Genomic DNA, 1246 nt, shown 5'->3' on the forward strand with positions numbered 1-1246 from the left:
CCTCATCACCCCCGACCTCCTCCACGAGGTCACCGCCCTCGTCCCCGACGAATGGCTCGTCGACGAACCCGGATTCACCGGCCCCGACGACGTCCGCGACGCCTACACCGCCCACCTCCTCGCCCGCGCCACCGACCGCGCCTGGCTCCCGGAGGTGGCACAGTGAACCGCGCCCCCTTCGAGTACGCGCTGATCCGCGTCATCCCGCGCCTCGAACGCGGCGAGCGGCTCAACGCCGGCGTCATCCTCTACTGCCAGACCTGCGACTACCTCGCCGCGCGCTGCTACCTCGACACCGACCGCCTGCACGCCCTCGACCCCGACGCCGACCTCCCCGGCATCCGGCGGGCGCTGCGCACCATCGAGGGCGTCTGCGCCGCCGAGCGCACCGCCGGACCGGCCGCCGGACAGGACCCCGGACGCCGGTTCCGCTGGCTCACCGCCCCCCGCAGCACCGTCGTCCAGCCCGGCCCCGTCCACACCGGCCTCACCGCCGACCCCGACGCCGAGCTCCGGCGCCTGCTCGACCTGCTGGTCCGGTGAACCGGCCGGCCCTCACCCGCAGGCGTCCCGCCACCCCAGCACCGCGCCGGTGAACGCCACCGCCACCTCGTTCCACCGCCGCACCCGCAGCATCGGATGCGCGTCCAGGTACACCGGCAGGAAGTCCGCGCTCGCCGCCACCTGCCGCGCCCGCCGCAGGTACGCGCGCGACTCCGCCGGCCGGGTGTGCCGGTCGAAGACGCCGTTGGCCACCAGCAGATGCCGTCCGCGCAGCTGCGCCACCGGCTCCCCGTCCGGCAGCCACGGCGCCAACCCCAGCACGCCCAGGACCGCGGCCGCCCCGGCCGCCCGGACCGCGGCCCGCCCGCCGAGCGAATGCCCCAGCAGCACGACCGGCACCGCGCCGAACCTGCACCGGACCGCACGCAGCGCCGCCCGCACGTCCGCGACGGGGTCCGCCGCCGCCCCGTTCCAGCCGCGTAGCCGCAGCCGCAGCCGCAGCACCGCCAGACCGTGCGTCCGGCCGGCCCGGGACAGCGCCCGGGCGAACGGCACCATGCGCAGCACGGCCGGCTCCCAGATCCAGGTTCCGCCGGTACTGTCCTCCAGCCCGCCGTGTACGAGCAGCGCCACCGCCCGGACGTCCTCGCAGGCGCCGTGCGCCGTCAGCCACGGCCCCGCCGCCTCCACCGCCCATGTCCGCGCGCCGCGCATGTCGGTTCCTCCCGCCTCCGGTCCGGCC

Annotated in this window: 2 protein-coding genes; one reads left to right on the forward strand and one right to left on the reverse strand. The window is 77.0% G+C overall.

The features are described from left to right. Positions 1–162 precede the first annotated feature (162 nt). On the forward strand, positions 163–543 hold the full coding sequence (locus tag DEF28_RS26520; RefSeq protein WP_233515559.1) for a DUF3037 domain-containing protein: 381 nt from the start codon (positions 163–165) through the stop codon (positions 541–543). A 12-nt stretch (positions 544–555) separates the two neighbouring features. On the opposite strand, the gene DEF28_RS26525 is transcribed toward DEF28_RS26520, so the two are convergent. Next, positions 556–1246 (reverse strand): alpha/beta fold hydrolase (locus DEF28_RS26525; protein WP_220270090.1); only part of this gene is annotated, 691 nt, incomplete at its 5' end.

Source organism: Marinitenerispora sediminis (assembly GCF_003336425.1).
Lineage (GTDB): Bacteria > Actinomycetota > Actinomycetes > Streptosporangiales > Streptosporangiaceae > Marinitenerispora > Marinitenerispora sediminis.